The sequence below is a fragment of the Neisseria sp. 27098_8_139 genome, from assembly GCF_041433195.1.
Lineage (GTDB): Bacteria > Pseudomonadota > Gammaproteobacteria > Burkholderiales > Neisseriaceae > Neisseria > Neisseria subflava.
In genome coordinates, this window is record NZ_JAPWBA010000029.1 from 1 (window position 1) to 3,963 (window position 3,963).

5 protein-coding genes are annotated in these 3,963 nt (G+C 51.5%); 1 reads left to right on the plus strand and 4 read right to left on the minus strand.

What is annotated here, in order from left to right; all coding sequences use genetic code 11:
• Window positions 1-105: 105 nt before the first annotated feature.
• The 4 genes from dksA to O3660_RS11475 all read right to left on the minus strand — a co-directional run bounded on the left by dksA (window position 106) and on the right by O3660_RS11475 (window position 2,886).
• Window positions 106-522 (minus strand): RNA polymerase-binding protein DksA, encoded by a 417-nt coding sequence (gene dksA / locus O3660_RS11460; protein WP_049350731.1) that lies wholly within the window; start codon window positions 520-522, stop codon window positions 106-108.
• Window positions 523-756: 234 nt separating this feature from the next.
• The gene (locus tag O3660_RS11465) at window positions 757-1,314 is read right to left on the minus strand and encodes a YggT family protein (RefSeq protein ID WP_371464996.1); all 558 of its coding nucleotides are present in this window, start codon (window positions 1,312-1,314) and stop codon (window positions 757-759) included.
• Between the two features lie 2 nt (window positions 1,315-1,316).
• On the minus strand, window positions 1,317-2,114 hold the full coding sequence (proC, locus tag O3660_RS11470) for a pyrroline-5-carboxylate reductase (RefSeq protein ID WP_049350733.1): 798 nt from the start codon (window positions 2,112-2,114) through the stop codon (window positions 1,317-1,319).
• A gap of 76 nt (window positions 2,115-2,190) precedes the next feature.
• Window positions 2,191-2,886, minus strand: coding sequence for a YggS family pyridoxal phosphate-dependent enzyme (locus O3660_RS11475; RefSeq protein WP_049350734.1), 696 nt, complete (start codon window positions 2,884-2,886; stop codon window positions 2,191-2,193).
• A 117-nt stretch (window positions 2,887-3,003) separates the two neighbouring features.
• Here O3660_RS11475 and O3660_RS11480 point away from each other — a divergent pair.
• The coding region (locus tag O3660_RS11480; protein WP_371464998.1) for a type IV pilus twitching motility protein PilT at window positions 3,004-3,963 on the plus strand (960 nt) is incomplete at its 3' end.

Sequence of the window (3,963 nt, forward strand, 5' to 3'; positions counted from 1 at the left end):
CAATAACCTTTCTACACTATCCATACATACAAAAAAAATACAAAACAAAGGCCGTCTGAATTGCTCTTCTCAGACGGCCTTTTGAGGTTTATCTATCTTTATATTTTAGTCGGCGAACTGTTTTTTCATTCGTTCGCGTCGCTCTTGCGCTTCTACGGACAATGTCGCGGTCGGACGTGCCAGCAGGCGTTTGAGTCCGATGGGTTCGCCGGTATCGGCACAGAAACCGTAATTACCTTCGTCGATGCTGCGGATAGTCGCTTGCACTTTATTGAGAAGTTTACGCTCGCGGTCGCGAGTGCGCAGTTCTAAAGCGTACTCTTCTTCTTGAGTAGCTCGGTCGGCAGGATCGGGGGCGGATTCGTGCTCTTGAAGATGGCCGGTAGTGGTATTTGCATTTTCAATCAGTTCTTCTTGCATTTTAACCAGTAGTTCGCGGAAGAAGGCCAATTGGTCGCTGTTCATGTAGTCCTCTTCAGGACCATCCCAGTTTAAAATATCTTGTTCTGTCAGCTTTGCCATGGTGTCTGCTTTCGGTTTGTTGTTAATGATTTGGATGCTACGGGTTTGCTTTTATTGGGTTTTCTTGAATTTCCGTTTTGGAAATTGGGCGAAATCATATCACGTTTTACCTATTCATTTGTTCTTTATATTTCGATTTGCACTTTTTTGCACTACCTTACACCTAAATGTATTAAAGCGCTTTTTAGGACGTTGTATTTTTGGTCGTTAATACCTGCTGTGCTTTCAGACGGCCTATTGAAGCAACCATAGGTTGGTTTGCTGGATAAGTTGGGGAAACCATCGGGCCAGCCACAACCATAATAAGAGTGCCAACAAACTGCCTGAAAAATCGTATCGCCCTGCGCGTAAGAAGGAAAACGGTTTGAGCAATGGCTGCAGGATTCGTTCGATGGCATAAGTCAACGGGGAATAGCGGCCCTGTATGCCGGACACCATTCTAATAATCAGACCGATAAGTAATGTATAGGCCGCGGCTTTCAACATATGGAGTACGGCAAACCAGAAGTTTGCCAAAATCAGCTTATTGCTGATGGACAGCGCCGGTGAGATGAAAATAATGGCGGTACAGGCAAGGTAGTACACCAGAAAACCTGCGGACAGGCAGTACCAATCGGTTTTTTCGCCGGATGGAAATGCTTTTTGCCAAGGTTTGGTCAGCCAGCCTGTTGCCTGTATGCTGAATTTGAGCAGGGGGTGCTCTGTTGCCAATCCTGCGTATCGGAGCAAAAAGCGTGTGATACACAGGATGGCAATAGCGTCTGCCAATAATAAGAGCAAGTCGCCGCGCATGTTCAGACGGCCTTATATTGTTGCGCCATTTCTTGCGAACGTTTAACGCAGGCTTCTACACCCTGTTCGATGGCTTCGGCAACGTGACGTGCTTTGAAGGTTTCGATGGCTTCGTGTGTCGTGCCGCCTTTGGAAGTCACGTTTTGCTGTAATTGTGCGAATGCTTCGCCAGTTTGTTCGGCCAAAGCCACTGCGCCTTTAAACGTGGCGAGGCTCAGTTCGCGTGCGTCTTGCTCGTTGAAACCTTGTGCCAAAGCCGCGTTTTGGAGCGCGCCCAACAGATAGAAAACATAGGCGGGGCCGCTGCCGCTGATGCCAGTAATATTGTGGAGTTGCTCTTCTTCGTTCAGCCAAACGGTTGTGCCGACAGAGAGCATGATGCCGTCGGCGGCTGTACGGTCTGCTTCTGAAACGCCTGCATCGGCAAACATACCGGATACGCCCAAACCGATTTTGGCCGGCGTATTGGGCATGATGCGCACGATACGGCGTGTACCGCCCAGATAATAGCTGAGGGTATCGATGGACAAACCTGCCGCTACGGATAACACCAGCGCGCCATTCAAACGGATGTTTTGACAGGCTGCCTGCATGTCTTGCGGTTTGACGGCGAGAATGAGGACGTCGTCCGCACTCAATTCGGGCAGGTTTTCAGAAGTGGCTACACCCAATTCTTGCACCAGTTGCTCCCGTCTTTCGGCGCCGCGTTCGACAATGTGGACACGATAGCCGTCTTGTTTGACCAAACCGCCTGCAATGGCAGTCGCCATATTGCCGCCACCGAGAAAATAGATATTCATATATATGTCACTCCTTTGTGATATCGATCAGGCCGTCTGAAACTGCTGTCTACCCTGTTCAGACGGCCTATTACTTTTATTGAGGATAATGCCGCTTGCCGAAAATTGCGCTGCCGATGCGGACATGGGTTGCGCCGCATTCTACCGCGATTGGCATATCTCCGGACATACCCATAGACAAAACATCTGCTTCGACTCCTGCCGCATTCAGCTCAGCCAAAAGCCGTTGCATGGTATGAAACTGGCTGCGCAACTCATCATCGCTGCTGTCGGCCTTGGCCACACACATCAATCCGCGCACTTTAATATTCGGCAACTGGGCCACTTCAACAGCAAGCTCGACCGCTTCAGCGGGCGCCACGCCGTGTTTCGCCTCTTCCGCGGCAATGTTCACTTCAATGCACACCTGTAACGGCGGCATTTCAGACGGCCTTTGTTCGCTCAAGCGCCGCGCCGTTTTCAGACGGCCTATCGTATGCACCCAATGTGCGCGTTCGGCCACAAATTTGGTTTTATTGGACTGCACATCGCCGATAACGTGCCAAACAATATCCGGCAAATCAGCCAGCGTTTCCGTTTTTTCAAACCATTCCTGAATATAGTTCTCACCAAAATCGCGCTGACCGGCCGCATACACTTCGCGGATATCGTCTGCCGGAAACGTCTTGCTGACCGCTACCAGCTTCACCGCACCCGCAGGCCGTCCTGCAGCCTCAGCCGCCTGTTCAAGCGCCCGGCATACGTCCTGATAGTTTTGTTGCAATACCGACATGGTTTTCTCCTTTAACCCGTTCATCACTCGGCATTTTGAAAATTTTACTTGGTCGAACGGATTTATCTATTTAAAATAAAGCGATTTTATTATTCTAAACCAAAATAAGGCCACATTATGCAGATTACCGACTTACTCGCGTTCGGCGTGAAAAACAAAGCCTCCGACCTCCATTTGAGTTCGGGCATTTCCCCTATGATACGCGTACACGGCGACATCCGCCGCATCAACCTGCCCGAGATGAGCTCGGAAGAAGTCGGTACCATGATTACCTCGGTCATGAACGACCACCAGCGCAAGCTCTATCAACAGGATTTTGAAGTCGATTTCTCATTTGAGCTGCCTAATGTTGCCCGTTTCCGTGTCAACGCCTTTATGACCGAACGCGGCCCGGCCGCCGTATTCCGTACCATTCCGGGCACCGTCCTGACGCTGGAAGAATTGCGTGCGCCGCGCATTTTCCAAAAAATTGCCGAAAATCCGCGCGGGTTGGTCTTGGTAACCGGCCCGACCGGTTCGGGTAAATCCACCACGCTGGCGGCGATGGTCAACTACATCAACGAAACCCAACCGGCCCACATTCTGACCATTGAAGACCCGATTGAGTTCGTCCACCAAAGCAAAAAGGCGCTCATCAACCAGCGCGAGCTGCATCAGCACACCCACAGCTTTACCAACGCCCTGCGTTCCGCCCTGCGCGAAGACCCAGACGTGATTTTGATCGGTGAGATGCGCGACCCTGAAACCATCTCCCTCGCCCTGACCGCCGCCGAAACCGGTCACTTGGTTTTCGGCACGCTGCACACGACCGGCGCCGCCAAAACCATCGACCGTATTGTCGACGTATTCCCTGCAGGCGAAAAAGAAATCGTGCGCTCCATGTTGTCCGAATCCTTGCGCGCCATCATTTCCCAAACCCTGCTGAAAACCCGCGACGGCAACGGCCGTGTCGCCGCACACGAGATCCTGATTTCTACACCGGCCGTGCGCAACCTCATCCGCGAGAACAAAATCGCCCAAATCAACGCCGCCCTCCAAACCGGTCAGGCCCACGGTATGCAAACCCTCGATCAAGCC